15 protein-coding genes are annotated in these 17,357 nt (G+C 55.4%); 10 read left to right on the forward strand and 5 right to left on the reverse strand.

Annotated features, from left to right (window positions below):
* Positions 1 to 66 precede the first annotated feature (66 nt).
* On the reverse strand, positions 67 to 1,209 hold the full coding sequence (locus ACG1VR_RS21305) for an IS481 family transposase (RefSeq protein WP_395488908.1): 1,143 nt from the start codon (positions 1,207 to 1,209) through the stop codon (positions 67 to 69).
* 286 nt (positions 1,210 to 1,495) lie between these two features.
* Between ACG1VR_RS21305 and ACG1VR_RS21310 the strand changes: the two genes are divergently transcribed.
* From ACG1VR_RS21310 to ACG1VR_RS21330, 5 genes are all read left to right on the forward strand, one after another.
* Entirely contained in the window at positions 1,496 to 3,019 is a 1,524-nt protein-coding gene (locus ACG1VR_RS21310) for a sugar ABC transporter ATP-binding protein (protein ID WP_395489746.1), read from the forward strand.
* Complete coding sequence (locus tag ACG1VR_RS21315; RefSeq protein ID WP_395489747.1) at positions 3,012 to 4,004, forward strand: ribose ABC transporter permease; 993 nt, start codon at positions 3,012 to 3,014, stop codon at positions 4,002 to 4,004. The genes ACG1VR_RS21310 and ACG1VR_RS21315 overlap by 8 nt, the downstream gene beginning before the upstream one ends.
* A 30-nt stretch (positions 4,005 to 4,034) precedes the next feature.
* Positions 4,035 to 4,979, forward strand: coding sequence for an ABC transporter substrate-binding protein (locus ACG1VR_RS21320; protein WP_172568556.1), 945 nt, complete (start codon positions 4,035 to 4,037; stop codon positions 4,977 to 4,979).
* 72 nt (positions 4,980 to 5,051) lie between these two features.
* Entirely contained in the window at positions 5,052 to 5,735 is a 684-nt protein-coding gene (locus ACG1VR_RS21325; protein ID WP_395489748.1) for a D-lyxose/D-mannose family sugar isomerase, read from the forward strand.
* 301 nt (positions 5,736 to 6,036) lie between these two features.
* Positions 6,037 to 6,189 carry a Hok/Gef family protein gene (locus ACG1VR_RS21330; RefSeq protein ID WP_071704069.1) on the forward strand — a complete coding sequence of 51 codons (153 nt, stop codon included), beginning with the start codon at positions 6,037 to 6,039 and terminating at the stop codon, positions 6,187 to 6,189.
* Between the two features lie 72 nt (positions 6,190 to 6,261).
* Here the strand turns inward: ACG1VR_RS21330 and ACG1VR_RS21335 are convergent, their stop codons facing one another.
* Positions 6,262 to 6,996 (reverse strand): response regulator, encoded by a 735-nt coding sequence (locus ACG1VR_RS21335; protein ID WP_395489749.1) that lies wholly within the window; start codon positions 6,994 to 6,996, stop codon positions 6,262 to 6,264.
* 292 nt (positions 6,997 to 7,288) lie between these two features.
* Between ACG1VR_RS21335 and fdhF the strand changes: the two genes are divergently transcribed.
* Complete coding sequence (gene fdhF / locus ACG1VR_RS21340) at positions 7,289 to 9,436, forward strand: formate dehydrogenase subunit alpha (protein WP_395491132.1); 2,148 nt, start codon at positions 7,289 to 7,291, stop codon at positions 9,434 to 9,436.
* A 39-nt stretch (positions 9,437 to 9,475) separates the two neighbouring features.
* Here fdhF and gltP read toward each other — a convergent pair whose 3' ends face one another.
* Positions 9,476 to 10,789, reverse strand: coding sequence for a glutamate/aspartate:proton symporter GltP (gene gltP, locus ACG1VR_RS21345; RefSeq protein WP_395489750.1), 1,314 nt, complete (start codon positions 10,787 to 10,789; stop codon positions 9,476 to 9,478).
* A gap of 425 nt (positions 10,790 to 11,214) precedes the next feature.
* On the opposite strand from gltP, the gene acs reads away from it, so the two are divergent.
* The 3 genes from acs to actP all read left to right on the forward strand — a co-directional run bounded on the left by acs (position 11,215) and on the right by actP (position 15,207).
* The gene (acs, locus tag ACG1VR_RS21350; protein ID WP_395489751.1) at positions 11,215 to 13,173 is read left to right on the forward strand and encodes an acetate--CoA ligase; all 1,959 of its coding nucleotides are present in this window, start codon (positions 11,215 to 11,217) and stop codon (positions 13,171 to 13,173) included.
* A gap of 73 nt (positions 13,174 to 13,246) precedes the next feature.
* Positions 13,247 to 13,561, forward strand: a complete 315-nt coding sequence (locus tag ACG1VR_RS21355) for a DUF485 domain-containing protein (RefSeq protein ID WP_016517467.1) — start codon at positions 13,247 to 13,249, stop codon at positions 13,559 to 13,561.
* Positions 13,558 to 15,207: a cation/acetate symporter ActP gene (actP, locus tag ACG1VR_RS21360; protein ID WP_172568561.1), complete on the forward strand. Its 1,650-nt coding sequence runs from the start codon at positions 13,558 to 13,560 to the stop codon at positions 15,205 to 15,207. The genes ACG1VR_RS21355 and actP overlap by 4 nt, the downstream gene beginning before the upstream one ends.
* A 37-nt stretch (positions 15,208 to 15,244) precedes the next feature.
* Here the strand turns inward: actP and ACG1VR_RS21365 are convergent, their stop codons facing one another.
* On the reverse strand, positions 15,245 to 15,934 hold the full coding sequence (locus tag ACG1VR_RS21365) for an LrgB family protein (protein ID WP_016517465.1): 690 nt from the start codon (positions 15,932 to 15,934) through the stop codon (positions 15,245 to 15,247).
* Positions 15,927 to 16,352: a CidA/LrgA family protein gene (locus tag ACG1VR_RS21370; protein ID WP_395489752.1), complete on the reverse strand. Its 426-nt coding sequence runs from the start codon at positions 16,350 to 16,352 to the stop codon at positions 15,927 to 15,929. The genes ACG1VR_RS21365 and ACG1VR_RS21370 overlap by 8 nt, the downstream gene beginning before the upstream one ends.
* 101 nt (positions 16,353 to 16,453) lie before the next feature.
* Here ACG1VR_RS21370 and ACG1VR_RS21375 point away from each other — a divergent pair, with 101 nt between their 5' ends.
* Entirely contained in the window at positions 16,454 to 17,353 is a 900-nt protein-coding gene (locus ACG1VR_RS21375; RefSeq protein WP_395489753.1) for a LysR family transcriptional regulator, read from the forward strand.
* Positions 17,354 to 17,357 lie beyond the last annotated feature (4 nt).

Raw genomic sequence — 17,357 nt, forward strand, 5'->3', positions numbered from 1 at the left:
TCTCCCCCAGGGGTGTACGTTCCGGGGACATAGTAGACAGATGTTCGGGGACATAGTGAACACCTTTTAACATCTTTTACCCATGATGATCGACCGGTTCTTCAGGTCGATCATTCCCACTTTCGTGCTGTACCACCACACCTCATAACAACCGTCCTCACCGCTTTCCTTCAGCCCCACTCGCTCTCCCCTGAACGCTTTGCCCGCTTTCAGGCTGATACCTCTGATGCTCAGGCTTCCACTGATATCCACTTTTCTTACCGCCACGCCGTCATCGTACTCCGGCCCGGGAGCATCGCTTCTGTACTGTCTGGCCGAAGGCTGATAGCGCGAACCCGGGACCGCCATATTCAGTCCCTCATGCGGGCGTTCAAAGTTATAGACCTCCCGCCAGTGGTCAAATACCCGCTGGAGCTGGTCGCTGTCCGTGAACCATTTCCCCTGCAGAACCTCCGCCTTCAGACTGCGGTGAAAACGCTCGAGCTTGCCCTGCGTCTGGGGATGATAAGGCCGCGAGTGCCCCACCCGGATACCCTGACGCATCAGCCACAGCTCCAGCGCGGTCCAGGTCCCGGTGGTGTCTCCCCAGGGCGCCCCGTTATCCATGGTCATCCTCTCCGGCAGGCCATAGCGCTCAAACACCTTTGTCAGATGTGACTGCACGGTCTCACGCCGCTCGTTGTCGCAGTGCGTCAGGCAGAGTGAAAACCGGGAGTGGTCGTCCAGCAGCGTGAGGGGATGGCTGCGCCCACCGGCGAAGGGAAAGTGTCCCTTAAAATCCATCTGCCAGAGGGCGTTCGGCCTGCCGTGTTCGAAGCGACCGGCAGAGGGGATACCCGGCGGTACACCGGGTAGCAGGCCGTGACGGTGCATCAGGTTGTGCACGGTACTGACGGCAGGAAGGTGGTGCCCCTGCGCTTCCAGCCAGGCCTTAATCTTGCGGGCTCCCCAGCGGGGATGGGCCAGGTGTGCCTGCTGTAACAGGTCAGCCACCTGAGCGGCGGTGGCGTTGGGAGAATGATGGGGAGCCCGTGAGCGGTCAGCGAGGCCGGGAAGTCCGGCCTCGAGAAAGCGGCAAAGCCACTTATATCCGGTGGCGGGCGCGATGCCGAAGTGGCGACAGAGCGCCCGGATGTTAGCCCCGTCCTGCGAGGCAAAGTGAACAAACTCGTGACGTAATGACATGGTATCTCTCGCATCCCAGGGCATAAGCGACTCCGGAAGAGGGTTCTTATGCCGTAGTTGTAAGTGTCTACCATGTCCCCGAACAAGTGTTCACCATGTCTCCGGTATGTACAGGGGAGAGGGTTAGGGTGAGGGTCAAGCATTCACTCTAGTTAAGCATTGCACGGATTTTGATAAATATTTCCGCAACGGTAATGTGATCCAGGTTAACTATTCAACTCTATGACAATTATGAACGGCCGCTGACATTTTGTGTTTACCGACGTGTGGTTGACTGGCAACTCCCGATAATCACAACAGGCGGCGCGCTATGAGCAGAGTCCCCATTCTGGAAATGCGCAATATTGCCAAATCTTTTGGCAAATTTTATGCGCTAAAAGGCGTCGACTTAACGGTCTTTCCCGGCGAAATCCACGCTCTGATGGGCGAGAACGGCGCAGGAAAAAGCACTCTGATGAAAATCCTCGCCGGGGCCTATATCGCCACCAGCGGCGAGGTGCTGATTGACGGCCAGCCCTATGCCATCAAAGGCCCAAAAGACGCGCTGAAGGCTGGTATCACCCTTATCTACCAGGAGATGCAGCTGGCCCCGAATCTGACCGTTGCACAGAACATTTTCCTCGGCAGCGAGCTGGCGCGAGGCGGGCTGGTGCAGCATAAAGAGATGCTGACCCAGGCCCAGGCGGTTATCGACCGCCTTGGCGCGCAGTTCAAAGCCAGCGACCTGGTAATGAAGTTGACCATTGCCGAACAGCAGCAGGTCGAAATCGCCCGGGCGCTGCACCGCAACAGCCGTATTCTGGTGATGGATGAACCCACCGCGGCGCTCTCTTCCCGGGAAACGCACCGCCTGTTTGAGCTTATTTTGCGGCTGCGCGATGAGGGCATGGCGATTATCTATATCAGCCACCGCATGGCCGAAATCTACGAGCTGTCCGACCGGGTGAGCGTGCTGCGCGACGGGCAATATGTCGGCAGCCTGACGCGCGAAAATCTCAATGCCAGCGAGCTGGTGCGCATGATGGTTGGCCGCCCGCTTAGCGACTTGTTTAATAAAGAACACAATATTCCGCTTGGCAGCCCGCGCCTTAACGTCCATCACCTGACGGACAACGGGAAAGTCCAGCCCGTCAGCCTGCATGTACGCTCGGGGGAAATCGTCGGGCTAGCGGGGCTGGTCGGCGCAGGCCGCTCGGAGCTGGCGCAGCTGATCTTTGGGGTACGCAAAGCAACGGGCGGATCGATTGAGATCGACGGCGAACCGGTCAACCTTCACTCTCCACGCGAGGCGATTCGCCACGGCATCGGTTTTTTGACCGAAAACCGTAAAGAGCAAGGCCTGTTCCTCGAACTCGCCGCGCAGGACAACATCACCATGGCAACGCTGGAGCGCGACGCGCACTACGGCATGCTCGACCGTAAAAAAGCACAAACCATTTCCGATGACGCCATCAGCCTGCTCAACATCCGCGTGCCGCATGCTCAGGTACGGGCCGGCGGCCTTTCCGGCGGGAACCAGCAGAAGCTATTAATTTCGCGCTGGGTCGCCATCGGTCCGCGCATCCTGATCCTCGATGAGCCAACGCGCGGCGTTGACGTCGGCGCCAAAAGCGAGATTTACCGCATCATGAACCAGCTGGCACGCCAGGGCGTTGCCATTCTGATGATTTCCAGCGAGCTGCCCGAAGTGGTCGGCATGAGCGACCGGGTATACGTCATGCGGGAAGGCAGCATCGCCGGAGAGCTGCTGCGCCACGACATTACTCAGGAAAATATTATGACGCTGGCTACCGGCGTGACCGAGGCCCATAAGAAAGAGGTTCATCATGACTAACTCAGGCACCCAACCGGCGGCTAAGTCCGCATCGCTGAAGAAGGCGCTGTTTGGCGATTTGCTGCAAACCATCGGCATTTTGCCAATTCTGGTGCTGATCATCGCCGTTTTTGGGTTTATCGCGCCAAACTTCTTTACCGAGTCTAACCTGCTCAACATCGCCCGGCAGTCGTCAATCAACATCGTGCTGGCCGCAGGGATGACGTTCATTATTCTCACCGGTGGCATCGACCTTTCCGTAGGGTCGATTCTGGGCACTACGGCGGTAACCGCGATGGTGGTTTCGCTGATGCCGGGCTGGGAAGGGCTTTCTATTCCGGCCGCTCTGCTGATGGGAACCGGGCTTGGCCTGTTTAACGGCATGCTGGTGGCCTGGGCCGGGCTGCCGCCGTTCATCGTCACGCTGGGCACCTATACCGCGCTGCGAGGCGCCGCTTACCTGCTGGCGGACGGCACAACGGTTATCAACTCCAATATTAACTTCGAGTGGATCGGCAACGCCTATCTTGGCCCAGTTCCGTGGCTGGTGGTCATCGCCTTGCTGGTTATTGCGGTGTGCTGGTTCATTCTGCGCCGCACCACGCTCGGGGTTCATATTTACGCGGTGGGCGGCAATATGCAGGCGGCCCGCCTGACCGGCATCAAGGTCTGGCTGGTGCTGCTGTTTGTTTACGGCATGAGCGGGCTACTGTCGGGCCTCGGCGGCGTGATGAGCGCCTCGCGCCTCTATAGCGCCAACGGCAACCTCGGTATGGGTTATGAGTTGGACGCGATTGCCGCGGTTATCCTCGGCGGCACCAGCTTTGTGGGCGGCATCGGCACCATCACCGGCACGCTGGTGGGGGCGCTGATTATCGCCACTCTCAATAACGGTATGACGCTGATGGGCGTCTCCTACTTCTGGCAATTGGTGATCAAAGGGGCGGTGATCATCATAGCGGTGCTGATCGATAAATACCGTACCCGTCACCATCAAAGTGCATAACAACAAAACCCTACGAGTGAGGAAAACAGCATGCGTTTGAAACCGATAGTTACCGCGTTACTGGCTGGTGCGATGATCGCTGGCGCACCGTTCGCTCAGGCGAAAGAGTTAAAGTCGATCGGCGTGACGGTCGGCGATCTGGCCAACCCGTTCTTCGTGCAGATAACCAAAGGTGCCGAACTGGAAGCCCGAAAACTGGCGGGTGATAACGTGAAAGTGACGCTGGTGTCCAGCGGCTACGATCTTGGTCAGCAGGTGGCACAGATCGATAACTTTATCGCCGCGAAGGTGGACATGATTATCCTGAACGCCGCGGATTCTAAAGGCATCGGCCCGGCAGTGAAGCGGGCGAAAGAAGCCGGGATCGTGGTTGTGGCGGTTGACGTAGCGGCAGACGGTGCCGATGCGACGATCACCTCGGATAATACCCAGGCGGGGCAAATGGCCTGTAAATACATAGCCGACCGCCTGAAAGACAAAGGCAACGTGGTCATCATCAACGGGCCGCCGGTTTCCGCCGTGCAGAACCGCGTTGAAGGCTGTGAAACCGAGTTCAAAAAACACCCGGACATTAAGATCCTTTCCTCCAACCAGAATGCTAAGGGCAGCCGTGAAGGCGGCCTCGAAGTGATGACTTCTCTGCTGGCGGCGAATCCAAAGATCGACGGCGTATTTGCGATTAACGATCCGACGGCGATCGGTGCCGATCTGGCGGCTAAGCAGGCGCAGCGTAATGAATTCTTCATCGTCGGCGTGGACGGCAGCCCGGACGGCGAAGAAGCGCTGAAACGCGGCGGCGGCTCGCTGTTTGTTGCCACACCGGCTCAGGATCCACAGGTGATGGCGGCGAAAGCAGTAGAGATTGGTTACGACATTCTGCAGGGCAAACCCGCGCCGAAAGGCCCGGTGCTGATCCCGGTGACGATGATTGATAAGAACAACATCGGCACTTACAAAGGATGGACGGTGAAATAATTTTCCCCTCACCCCTGCCCTCACCGTAACCCTTCCAGGCTTGCTGTGAGGGCCATATCAAAGGGAGGCCAGATGAAACGCTCCGAGGTTAATCAGTTTCTTAATCAAACCCGCCAATTTTTTGCGCGCCACGACATCCAGCTCCCTCCGTTTGCCAGCTTCACGCCGCAAAAGTGGCAACAGCTCGACCCTCTCTGCTGGCAGGAAGTTTTCGACCTGAAACTGGGATGGGACATCACCGCCTTCGGCGGCAGCGACTTTCTCACCATGGGACTCACGCTTTTTACCCTGCGCAACGGCTCGCCTGAAGGATCTCCTTATGCCAAACCCTACGCCGAAAAGGTGATGCACGTCCGTGAGAATCAGCTTACGCCGATGCATTTCCACTGGTGCAAGCAGGAAGACATCATCAACCGCGGCGGCGGAAATCTTATTGTCGAACTGTGGAATTCTGACCCGTTTGAACAACCCGAAGAGTCGGATATCACGGTAGTGATTGATGGTTGCAGCCAGACGCACGCCGCGGGCAGCCGGCTACGCCTGTCTCCGGGGGAAAGCATCAGCCTGCTGCCGGGGATTTACCACAGTTTCTGGGGTGAGGCAGGCTACGGTGATGTGCTGGTCGGCGAGGTTTCGATGGTTAACGACGACGAGCACGACAACCGCTTTCTGGAGCCTCTCGAACGCTTTAATTCACTTAGCGAAGACCAGCCGCCGGAAATATTACTCTGCAATGAATATCGCCACTTTATTTAACGAAATTAAATAAGTCGCGAGTTAAACTGGCAAATAGATTAATTTAAATTATCTATTAACTATTTTTTGCGAGTTCTGTTCCATAAAAATGTAATTTCACCAAAACAAATTACATCTGCGATTTAAATAAGAATAACAGTAAACTAGCAGGCGGGTGCTTAGGGCTTTCGGTCCTGAGCAAAGTAATATCAGTGAGGGAATAAAAGAAAGCCCCGGGCAACTTTCGTTAACCCGAGGCTACCCCTCAACCCAGCAAGTTGAGGTTAGCCTCTTACCCGCTGCAAAGCAAGGAGTAAAAGGCATGAAGCACAGAGAACTGGTTTTCGGCTGCCTGTTAATTATTTGTATAACGTTAATAGCGCTAACTTTATTATCACGTAGCGATCTTTGCGAAGTGAAAATGAAAAACGACAACCAGGAAATAATAGCCAAGCTTGCCTGCTCTATTCGGTAAGACTAACCGGGCGGAGTTATTTCCTCCGCCCGACCTGCCGGGAATACGGGAACGCCTTAAGCACCCATCTTATTACGCTAAGTTATTTTCCGTATGAATAATATCGGCGGCAAAAACATATCCGACTCCGCGTATTGTGCGGATTAACGTGGGCTGGTGAGGATTCACCTCTATTTTGCGCCGCAGCCGCATAATCAGCACATCAATGGTTCGGTCGAACACCTCAAGGCTTTCGCTATGGGTTAGCTCAAGCAGCTTTTCCCTGGAAAGTACCTTGCGGGCGTTCTGCACCAGCGACAGCAGTAGCCCATATTCGCCCTGGGTGAGATCAACCTGCTGCTGTTGAGCATTCATTAGCTGGCAGCGCACGGTGTCCAGCCGCCAGCCGTTAAATTGCAGGCCGCTGGTTTTAGCGCCGCTGCTTTCCAGCGCCAGCGCCCCGCTGCGCCTGAGTACCGCTTTTACACGGGCAACCACCACGCGGGCATTAAACGGTTTTGCGATGTAGTCGTCCGCGCCCATTTCCAGCCCTACCACCACATCCGACTCGCTTCCCATACCGGTAAGCATCACGACCGGCAGCGCCGGACGCAGTTTTTGTACTTGCTGGAGCACCAGCAGACCGTTGGTGTCCGGCAGCATCATATCCAGCAGGATAAGTGCGATGGCAGGCTGCCCGGCAACGGCTTCCACGGCCTCGTTTCCGGTGTGGCACACCAGCACATCAAAAACGTGCTCATTGAGCACGTCGCGCAGTACGTCGCAGATGGCCGTATCGTCATCCACCACCAGGATTGCAGGTTTCATTATTTTCTCCGGAGGTGAGCGTTCTTCTAAGTGTGAGCGATTGTTGATTGCGCGCCGGAGAAATAACACAGACGCATGTGGAAATTTCTATCACTGTCACAAATGCCGGGGGTTTCGACACGTCATTTCTGACGACGAGCCTGCTTTCGTCATATTTTTAACCCATCGGCCCCGAAACTGCCGCCCAAAAGCCCTTTACGTGTTGTGGCATAGATAATGCATTCAGAGGTGCACGGATGCGACGGCGTTCCCGTCGTCGTACTCAAATTACAGCACTGACTGGAGCAACATGATGGAAAAAGTCGTCACGGTTTGCCCCTATTGCGCCTCGGGTTGCAAAATAAACCTGGTGGTGGATAACGGCAAAATCGTCAGGGCGGAAGGCGCTCAGGGAAAAACTAACCGGGGAGATCTGTGCCTGAAAGGCTATTACGGTTGGGATTTTATCACTGACACCAAAATTCTTACTCCGCGCCTTAAAACACCTATGATTCGCCGCGAGCGCGGCGGCAAGCTGGAAGCCGTTTCCTGGGATGAAGCCCTGGATTACGTCAGCTCACGCCTGAGCGCAATCAAAGCAAAATACGGCCCAAATGCCATCCAGACGACCGGTTCGTCACGCGGCACCGGGAATGAAACCAACTATGTAATGCAAAAATTTGCGCGCGCCGTTATTGGAACCAATAACGTCGATTGCTGCGCACGTGTCTGACACGGCCCTTCGGTTGCAGGTCTGCACCAGTCGGTCGGAAATGGCGCGATGAGTAACTCAATCGTCGAGATTGAGGATACGGATTTAGTCTTTGTATTCGGGTATAACCCGGCAGTTTCACACCCTATCGTCGCCAATCGTGTGATTAAGGCGAAGCAGAAAGGGGCACAGATTATCGTTGTCGATCCGCGAAAAATCGAAACTTCGCGCATCGCCGATATGCATTTACGCTTGCGGAACGGCTCTAATATTGCGCTGCTCAACGCGATGGGCCACGTCATTATTGAAGAGAAGCTCTACGACAGCGCCTTTATCACTTCACGTACCGAAGGTTTTGATGAGTATTGCAAAATCGTCGAAGGCTATACGCCTGAGTCGGTAGAAGAGATAACCGGCATCAGCGCCGCAGACATTCGCGCTGCCGCGCGTATGTACGCTAAAGCTAAAACGGCCACCATCCTTTGGGGCATGGGCGTAACCCAGTTCTACCAGGGCGTGGAAACCGTCCGCTCGCTGACAAGCCTGGCATTAATGACCGGTAACCTCGGCAAGCCTAACGTTGGCGTTAACCCGGTTCGCGGCCAGAACAACGTTCAGGGCGCATGCGACATGGGCGCACTGCCGGACATGTACCCCGGCAACCAGTACGTCAGAGACCCGGAAACGCGCAGCAAATTTGCCGCCGCCTGGGGAGTGGATGCTCTGCCGGAACAGAACGGTTACCGCATCAGCGAGATGCCGCACAGGGTCGCCCACGGCGAAGTTCGCGCCGCCTATATTATGGGCGAAGATCCGCTGCAAACTGATGCCGAGCTTTCCGCCGTGCGCCAGGCTTTTGCCGACATGGAACTGGTGATTGTGCAGGATATCTTCATGACCAAAACCGCCTCCGAGGCCGACGTTATTTTACCGTCAACCTCATGGGGCGAGCATGAAGGCGTGTTCACCGCAGCCGACCGCGGCTTCCAGCGCTTCTTCAAAGCGGTTGAACCGAAGTGGGATCTGAAAACGGACTGGCAGATTATCAGCGAAATCGCTACCCGCATGGGTTACCCGATGAGCTATAGCAACACCCAGGAAATCTGGGATGAGCTGCGCCATCTGTGCCCGGACTTCTACGGCGCAACCTACGAGAAAATGGGCGAACTGGGCTACATCCAGTGGCCGTGCCGCGATACGTCCGAAGCGGATCAGGGAACCTCTTATCTGTATGAGAGCAAATTCGAGCGCCCTAACGGCCTGGGCCAGTTCTTCACCTGCGACTGGGCTCCGCCTATCGATCGCGTTAGCGAAGAATATCCGATGGTGCTCTCTACGGTGCGCGAAGTCGGCCACTACTCCTGCCGTTCGATGACCGGCAACTGTGCGGCTCTGGCGGCGCTGGCCGACGAACCGGGATACGCCCAAATCCACGCTGAAGATGCCGAAAGACTGGGCATTGAGGATCAGGCGCTGGTGTGGGTGAGTTCGCGCAAAGGTCGGGTTATCACCCGCGCAGAGGTCAGTGAACGCCCTAATAAAGGGGCCGTTTATATGACCTATCAATGGTGGATTGGCGCCTGTAACGAACTGGTGGCGGAAAACCTTAGCCCGATAACCAAAACGCCGGAGTACAAGTACTGCGCCGTGCGCGTTGAGCCGATTGCCGATCAGCAGGCCGCCGAGCAGTACGTGATAGATGAGTACAGCAAACTGAAGGCCCGTCTGCGCGAGAGCGCATTGGGTTAAAATGAAAAAACCTCTCCCGATAAAGGAGAGGGTTTGGACTTAGCTGTTGGCTTTACTGTCAAACTTACCAAAAAGCTCGCGCTCATAGGCCCGAGCTTTTTTACTGTCGAACTTGTGTTCCCATTTAGCAATAACCAGCACCGCCAGCGCATTCCCGACCACGTTCAGCGCGGTACGCGCCATGTCGAGAATTCGGTCAACACCGGCAATAAACGCCAGCCCTTCCAATGGAATACCTACGCTCCCAAGCGTTGCCAGCAGCACGACAAAAGAAACGCCCGGTACGCCAGCAATCCCTTTCGAAGTCACCATCAGCGTCAGCACCAGGATTATCTCCTGCCACAGCGACAGTTCAATGCCGTACAGCTGGGCGATAAAGATAGCCGCGATGCTCTGATAAAGCGTTGAGCCGTCGAGGTTAAACGAATAGCCGGTTGGCACCACAAAACTCGTTATCGACGCCGGAGCGCCATAGGCTTCCATCTTCTCAATAATGCGAGGCAGTACGCTTTCCGAGCTGGCGGTTGAGTAAGCCAGAATCAACTCATCCTTCAGAATGCGCATCAGGATAGTAATTTTCAGCCCGCAGAGACGCGCCACCGCACCCAGTATCACAAACGCGAAGAAGATAATGGCGACATAAACCAGCACCACCAACTTCAGCAGAGGCCAGAGCGAAGCGAACCCAAAGTTCGCCACGGTAACGGAAATCAGCGCAAAAACGCCGACCGGCGCATAGCGCATTACCATATGCGTGACTTTAAACATGGTTTCGGAAATAGAGCGGAATACGGTAACCAGCGGCTCGCGGTGGGTCGCCGGTAGCGATGACAGCCCCAGACCAAACAGCACCGAGAAGAAGATTATCGGCAGCATTTCACCCTTCGCCATCGAGGCGATGATATTGGTCGGCACCAGAGACAAAATGGTGCCCATCAGGCCGTGAGCGTGGCTTTGAACATCCTGGGCGGTGCTCTGGTATTTCGAAATATCCACGGTAGCAAGCTGCGACATATCAATGCCGTGACCCGGCTGGAACACATTCGCAAGCGTAATGCCCAGAATGATGGCAACCGTCGTGATCACTTCGAAATAAATGATGGTCTTCGCCCCAATTCGGCCAAGCTGTTTTGCGTCGCCAACGCCTGCGATACCTACCACCAGGGTAGAAATAACAATCGGCACGACGATCATTTTGATCAGGTGAATGAAGATATCACCCGCCGGTGACAGCAGGTTAGCAACCAGCCACTCTCGGCTATCACTTTGATAATGAAGAAAACTTCCTAGAATAATGCCCAACACCAGCGCGAGCAAAATTTGCCAGGCCAGGCTGATTTTAAAGTTTTTCATAACGACTACAGTTCCTCAAAAAAGCGCCATTCCCATGCTGTTGACCAAGGAGAACGTCACAAACTGAAAGGGGGTATGACAAACGTCAGGTGTTACGTGGGGTTTTTTAAAGCTCGGTATCAGTATCATCCCGATAGCATGCTATGCAACCATTCATTTTCAGAGCTATACACTCACATTCTTTACACAAACAGGATTTTCATCGAGCTTATCACCATAACCTATTGTTATGGAAAAAGTTTTACTATCAATTTTCGCAATAATCATCAAAAGCAATTATTTCTTACGATTCATCCGTTTGAACATTTTTTACGCAATAATTTTAATGCGTGATCTGCCGCCCAAAAAGTAAACAAAGCTGCCAACACCCCTACAATTAACGTTTGTGTGACATATTATTAACATCCTAAAGGAGAAAAAAAGCCATGAGCCAAGTACACAAACATGCTATTCCCGCAAACATTGCGGACCGTTGCCTGATAAATCCGGAGCAGTACAAAACGCTGTATCAGCAGTCGATACAGGAGCCTGATGAATTCTGGGGCCAGCAGGGTAAAATCCTCGACTGGATAAAGCCCTACAAAAAGGTGAAAAACACCTCTTTCGCGCCGGGAAACATCTCTATCAAGTGGTATGAGGACGGTTCGCTCAATTTAGCGGCGAACTGCCTCGACAGGCACCTGGAAGAACGAGGCGATCAAACTGCAATTATCTGGGAAGGTGATGACGCAACTCAGAGTAAAAACATCACCTATCGCGAACTACATCGCGATGTCTGCCGTTTTGCCAACACTCTGGTAGACCTGGGGATTAAAAAGGGTGACGTCGTTGCTATCTACATGCCAATGGTGCCTGAGGCAGCCGTAGCGATGCTGGCCTGCGCGCGTATTGGTGCGGTGCATTCCGTTATCTTCGGCGGTTTCTCACCTGAAGCGGTTGCCGGGCGTATTATCGACTCAAGCTCGAAGCTGGTTATCACCGCCGACGAAGGTGTTCGCGCGGGGCGTTCCATCCCGCTGAAAAAGAACGTCGACGACGCGCTGAAAAATCCAAACGTCAAAACCGTTGAGCACGTTGTGGTCCTGAAACGTACCGGCGGCAAAGTTGACTGGCACCAGGATCGCGACCTGTGGTGGAGCGACCTGGTCGCCAACGCCAGCGACCAGCATCAGCCGGTGGAGATGAATGCCGAAGATCCGCTGTTCATTCTCTACACCTCCGGCTCCACCGGTAAACCAAAAGGCGTACTGCACACCACCGGCGGCTATCTGGTTTACGCCGCAACCACCTTCAAATACGTTTTTGACTACCATCCGGGCGATGTGTACTGGTGTACCGCCGACGTGGGCTGGGTCACCGGGCACAGCTACCTGCTTTATGGCCCGCTGGCCTGCGGCGCAATTACGCTGATGTTTGAAGGCGTGCCGAACTGGCCGAAGCCAAACCGCATGGCCCAGGTGGTAGACAAGCACAAAGTGAATATTCTCTACACCGCGCCAACGGCTATCCGTGCCCTGATGGCCGAGGGTGATAAAGCAACCGAAGGCACCGACCGTTCCTCGCTGCGCATTCTTGGCTCGGTAGGCGAGCCGATTAACCCGGAAGCCTGGGAGTGGTACTGGAAGCACATCGGCAATGAAAAATGCCCGGTGATGGACACCTGGTGGCAGACGGAAACCGGCGGCTTCATGATTACCCCGCTGCCGGGCGCGACCGAGCTGAAAGCCGGTTCAGCAACCCAGCCGTTCTTTGGTGTTCAACCTGCGCTGGTGGACAACGAAGGTAACCCGCTGACTGGCGCGACCGAAGGCAACCTGGCGATTACCGACTCCTGGCCGGGCCAGGCCCGCACGCTGTTTGGCGATCATGAGCGCTTCGAGCAGACCTACTTCTCCACCTTCAAAAATATGTATTTCAGCGGAGATGGCGCACGCCGCGACGAAGACGGTTATTACTGGATAACCGGCCGCGTGGATGACGTGCTCAACGTTTCCGGCCACCGCCTCGGCACTGCGGAAATCGAATCTGCCCTGGTTTCGCACCCTAAAATTGCCGAAGCCGCCGTTGTCGGCATCCCGCATAACATTAAAGGCCAGGCGATTTACGCCTACGTCACGCTGAACCACGGCGAAGAGCCTACACCGGAGCTGTATACCGAAGTACGCAACTGGGTTCGCAAAGAGATTGGCCCGCTTGCCACGCCGGACGTACTGCACTGGACCGACTCGCTGCCAAAAACCCGCTCCGGCAAGATAATGCGCCGCATTCTGCGCAAAATTGCCTCCGGCGATACCAGCAACTTGGGAGACACCTCAACCCTCGCCGACCCTGGCGTGGTAGAGAAACTGCTGGAAGAAAAACAGGCTTTAACCATGCCTTCATAACTCCCCACCCTAACCCTCTCCCGCTCAGGGAGAGGGAATAATAATTACCTACCTTACCTCTGGAGACTCTGTGATGAATGACACCATTTATCAGCGGATAGAAAGCAGTGCGCATTTCAGGGAGCTGGTCACTAAAAGGCAACGGTTTGCCGCCATCCTGTCACTAATTATGTTAGTGATTTACGTTGGTTTTATTCTGCTGATCGCTTTTGCGCCAGCGTGGCTCGGTACGCCCTTGCATCCGGGCACCAGCGTGACGCGCGGCATCCCTATCGGGATAGGCGTTATCGTCATCTCTTTCCTGCTCACCGGTATTTACGTCTGGCGCGCTAACGGCGAATTTGACCGCCTGAACAAAGAAGTGCTGCGCGAAGCGGGGGTTAAATGAAACGTTTACTTGCGGTTTCTACCGCCCTGCTGCCCACCGGCGCTTTAGCCGCCGACGCCATAACCGGTGCCGTTCAGCGCCAGCCAACTAACTGGCAGGCGATTATTATGTTCCTGATATTCGTCGCTTTCACGCTGTACATTACCTACTGGGCTTCTAAACGCGTTCGCTCTCGCAGCGATTATTACACCGCTGGCGGGAACATCACCGGCTTCCAGAACGGACTGGCGATTGCCGGCGACTTTATGTCTGCGGCCTCGTTCCTCGGGATTTCGGCGCTGGTTTATACCTCCGGCTACGACGGGCTGATTTACTCGCTTGGTTTCCTGGTCGGCTGGCCCATTATTCTGTTTTTGATTGCCGAACGTCTGCGCAACCTCGGGCGCTATACCTTCGCTGATGTTGCCTCGTACCGCCTCAAACAGGGGCCTATCCGCACGCTTTCCGCCTGTGGTTCGCTGGTGGTCGTGGCGCTTTATCTCATTGCCCAGATGGTCGGCGCCGGTAAGCTTATCCAACTGCTGTTCGGCCTCAACTACCACATTGCGGTAGTGCTGGTTGGCGTCCTGATGGTGATGTATGTCCTGTTCGGCGGCATGCTGGCCACCACATGGGTACAGATTATCAAGGCGGTGCTGCTGCTGTTCGGCGCAAGTTTTATGGCCTTTATGGTGATGAAGCATGTCGGCTTTAGCTTTAATAACCTGTTCAACGAAGCCATGGCGGTTCACCCTAAAGGTGCGGCCATCATGAGCCCCGGCGGGCTGGTGAAAGACCCGATATCCGCCCTGTCTCTTGGCCTTGGCCTGATGTTCGGCACCGCCGGTTTGCCGCATATCCTGATGCGCTTCTTTACCGTGAGCGACGCTCGTGAAGCGCGTAAAAGCGTGTTTTATGCCACCGGTTTTATGGGTTACTTCTACATCCTGACCTTTATTATCGGTTTTGGCGCCATTATGTTAGTGGGCGCAAACCCGGCGTTCAAAGACGCCGCTGGCGCGCTGATTGGCGGTAACAATATGGCGGCGGTTCACCTCGCCGATGCGGTTGGCGGCAATCTGTTCCTCGGCTTTATTTCTGCCGTTGCCTTCGCCACTATTCTGGCGGTCGTTGCGGGTCTGACGCTTGCCGGTGCTTCTGCGGTTTCTCACGATCTTTACGCCAACGTGTTCCGCAAAGGTGCTTCAGAGCGCGACGAGCTGAAGGTGTCGAAAATTACCGTGCTGGTGCTCGGCGTGGTTGCCATTCTGCTGGGGATTTTGTTTGAAAATCAGAACATTGCCTTTATGGTCGGGCTGGCATTCTCGATTGCCGCAAGCTGTAACTTCCCGATTATCCTGCTGTCGATGTACTGGTCGAAGCTGACCACGCGCGGCGCGATGGTGGGTGGGTGGCTGGGTCTTCTGACCGCGGTGGTGCTGATGATCCTCGGCCCGACGATTTGGGTACAAATCCTCGGCCATGAGAAAGCGCTGTTCCCGTATGAATACCCGGCTCTGTTCTCTATTCTGGTGGCCTTCGTCGGGATCTGGTTGTTCTCAATCACCGACAATACGGCGGCAGGTAAGCTTGAGCGCGAGAAATTCCGTGCGCAGTTTATTCGTTCTCAGACCGGCATCGGCATCGATCAGGGCCGTGCCCATTAGTAAGTAAGCGCTTACCGGGGCAACTCGCCCCGGTAGGTTAAAACATCAGCAGGCTAACCAGCGGCGCAACCAGCACCGTCACCACGCCGGAAAGCATCATCACCAGGCTGGCAATCACCCCTTCCTGAGGGCCAAGCTCGTAAGAGCGTGCGGTTCCCGCCCCGTGAGAGGCCGCGCCAAACCCGGCACCTTTAGCAATCCCTTCCCGAATCGACAAGCGCAAAAACAGTACGTCTCCCACCGCCATGCCAAACACGCCGGTGATGACCACAAACAGCGCCACCAGCTCTGGCTCTCCGCCAATGGGTTTTGCCGCCGCCAGGGCAAAAGGCGTGGTAATAGAGCGCACAGCAAGACTGCGCTGAATGTCGTCCGGCAATGTCAGCAGTCTCGCCAGCCAGATTGAGCTGGTTACCGCCACAACCATCGCGGTCATCACCCCTGCGGTGAGCGACATCCAGTGGCGTTTAATCACCCTGAGGTTGTCATAGACCGGCACCGCGAAGGCGATAGTGGCAGGCCCCAGCAGCCACAGCAGCCAGTGCGCCTCCCCCATATAATTGCTGTAGGAGATATGCCCAAAAATCAGCATCGCCACCAGCAGCAGCGGGGTAAAAACCAGCGGCATCAGCGGCAATTTGCGAAAACGGCGGTAAAGGCGTTTGTTGGCAAAATAGAAAATGAGCGTCACCGCCAGGCACAGCAGGCTAAGCTGGAAATTAGTCATGTTTAGTCTGCCTGCGGGCTTCGCGCGCCAGTTCAAAGCGGTAAACTTTTTCCACCACCCATGCCGTGCTGCCGAGCACCAGCAGCGTGCTGACCGCAATCACCACGAAGATGCGCCAGCCGTCCACCATAAGCAGTTGGGCGTAGTTAACTACCGCGACGACCGCCGGTACAAAGAACAGCAGCATTTCCGCCAGCAGCCACTTTGAGCCTTCTCGTACCCATTTCAGCGGCACGATGCGGAAAATAATCAACGCCAGTAACAACAGCATGCCAACCAGGTTGGCGGGAAGCGGCAAGTGCCCCCAGGACACAAGCTGTTCGGCAAAAACAAAAAGCCCGGCGTACAGCGCGACCTGGACGGGAACCCGCAGGCTATGAATTACAGCAGGCGTAAAACGACCTAACGCCAGAGCCATGATATGCATTCTCCAAAAAATACCAGCCACGATTATAGATAGCGGTTAATCGCTACTGAAATGAATTAAAATCATTGCATGCATAGTCAACAGGAATAGTTATGGACATCAGAACGCTGCGTTACTTCGTTGAAGTGGTACGCCAGCAGAGCTTCACTCGCGCGGCGGAGAAAATGTTCGTCACGCAGCCGACCATCAGCAAGATGCTGCGTAATCTCGAAGATGAGCTGAACTGCACGCTGCTGATCCGCGACGGCCGCCGCCTGTTGCTTACCGATACCGGGCAGGTGGTATTCCAGCGCGGGCTGGCTATTCTGGCCGAGTTCCGCCAGCTGGAAGCCGAGCTTAACGACATCAAGCAGCTCACCAACGGCGTATTACGGCTGGGTATTCCGCCAATGGTCGGCACCCTGATGACCGGCCCGATTGGCGTTTATCAGCATCGTTATCCCGGCGTTGAATTTAAGATCTCCGAGTTTGGCGGCCTGACTGTCCAGCAGGCTGTACTTAACGGCGAGCTGGATTTAGCGGTCACCGCCATGCCGGTTGAGGACGAAAGCGTCTTCACCATGCTGCCGCTGTTTCGCCACCCGCTTTGCGTGCTGGTGCCCCGCTCAGGCCCGTGGCTGGGCCGCACCAGCGTTGACCCGGCGGAACTTGCCGAACACCCGCTGCTTATCTACAACGAAGATTTTTCCCTTAGCCGCCAGCTGATGCAGCTTTTTGAGTCCCACGGGTTTACGCCGCGCATCGCGGTACGCAGCGGGCAGTGGGATTTCCTGGCCGCAATGGTCCAGGGCGGCGTGGGCATCGCCATCCTTCCCGAGCCAATTTGCCAGAAGCTGGATCACACCACGCTGATGTGGCTCCCGCTGAACAGCGATTTAAGTTGGCAACTGGGCATGATTTGGCGTGAAGGGGTTTATATTTCGCAGAGCGCGCAGGCGTGGATAGATTGTTGCAGAGAGTTCTGGCCCGCACTTGAGGCAGGCCAGAACTAAGCGG

The organism is Cedecea davisae (genome assembly GCF_044095835.1).
In the GTDB taxonomy this organism is placed as follows: Bacteria; Pseudomonadota; Gammaproteobacteria; order Enterobacterales; family Enterobacteriaceae; genus Cedecea; species Cedecea davisae.